The following is a 1,003-nucleotide window of genomic DNA, read 5'->3' as shown; positions in this document are numbered from 1 at the left end:
AGTATGTCAAGATCATCACTCAGGCCGCCGCCCGTTTTTCCCGGTTGCTCGGTTACGTCGACGCACTGGCTGAGTATCACCGAAAGTTCGTGTCTGTTTCATGCCGGGCTTCCGGCGCGAGTGGTCAAGTCATTCTCTGAGCTCGCTCCTGGTTCGGCCTGTAATGCCTTGTGTTCATTGATAGGCATACAGCAGGGATTTGAGCTTGCGCCGTGCATGAAACATGCGGGTCTTGATGGTATTGATCGGGCATTTCATGGCCCGGGCAATCTCATCGTAGGCCATGCCATGGTAGTAGCTCAGGGCGATGACGCTGCGCTGCTCCGTGGACAGCTCGGATAGGGCGCTCTCCAGTACTTTCCTCAGTTGCAGATGGCTCATCTGCTGTTCCGGTCCAGGCGTATCGCAGGGGTTGTCCTGGTCGCTCACGATCTCGATCTCCTGCCGCAAGTTTCGCAGCGCTTTCAGTCCTTGGCGATAGGCGATCGCAAAGATCCAGGTGGACACCTTGCAGGTCTGATTGTAGGTATCGGCTTTCTGCCACACCACCAACATGGTGTCGTTGATGATCTCGTCGATGAGGTGAGGGTGGGCAGTAAGCCGGCGCAGGAAAGACGTCAGTCGCGGAAAATACTGTTTATATAATTTTTCGAATGCGGCGCGGTCACCTCCTGCGATGGCCTGCATCACCGCAGCGTCGTCATTGGCCGCATCTGCCTCCAGTACGCGGGGCTGCTGCCTTTTCTTCGGCATATCGTGTCGCATCCCGTTTTCCTTGCATTCAGGTTGAATCGGCTGGCATAGGCTGGCGCGCCTTCCTTGGCGTGAAGATCGGAGCGTTCCCGCGCTCTTTCGCTCAGTGAAACCGACTTCTCACCCGCGAATGACGCCATACCTGTCTCCATTTGGTGCGAAGTCGCTGCTGGCGCCACTTTCTGGCGCATTTTTCACACCTGAATCTCCGCCCTGTTCACATAATAATACAGGATATTTTAATAAACTC

General features: G+C 55.3%; 1 protein-coding gene. It reads right to left on the bottom strand.

The window, feature by feature from the left end:
• Nucleotides 1-174 precede the first annotated feature (174 nt).
• Nucleotides 175-687, bottom strand: a complete 513-nt coding sequence (locus I5W_RS04110) for an RNA polymerase sigma factor (RefSeq protein ID WP_238813943.1) — start codon at nucleotides 685-687, stop codon at nucleotides 175-177.
• Nucleotides 688-1,003: the final 316 nt, after the last annotated feature.

This window comes from Herbaspirillum sp. B65 (assembly GCF_000333555.1).
GTDB classification, from domain to species: domain Bacteria; phylum Pseudomonadota; class Gammaproteobacteria; order Burkholderiales; family Burkholderiaceae_D; genus Herbaspirillum; species Herbaspirillum rubrisubalbicans.
This window is presented reverse-complemented; position numbering and strand designations above follow the sequence as displayed.